The sequence below is a fragment of the Chryseobacterium sp. SIMBA_038 genome (genome assembly GCF_046535115.1).
Taxonomy (GTDB): domain Bacteria; phylum Bacteroidota; class Bacteroidia; order Flavobacteriales; family Weeksellaceae; genus Chryseobacterium.
The window spans coordinates 1-243 of sequence record NZ_JAWRXH010000382.1; the positions used below are offsets into that span (position 1 = coordinate 1).

Here is a 243-nt window from a genome sequence, read left to right on the forward strand (position 1 = left end):
TGTTTCCAGGAAGAGTAGTCTCATTGTATGAATAGGAATCCATTGTTGAGTTTTGGGCAACACCCTGAAGGTTAAGATTGGTGAATTGGGCTATAACTACCCCTGAATTTGTGGTCCACGATCCTGTAAAGTTGTAGTTTTTGGCTCCAACGAAACCTGCAACAGCAGTTGAATGGAAATGATAGTCTACAGAGTCTGCATTTTCCTTATTGGCGATTCGGTTGGGTAAGTTGTCAAATAGTT

At 41.2% G+C, this 243-nt stretch carries 1 pseudogene; it reads right to left on the bottom strand.

The annotated features are described in order from the left end of the window. Positions 1 to 243, bottom strand: a pseudogene (locus SB689_RS23985) (hypothetical protein); the annotation flags it as partial.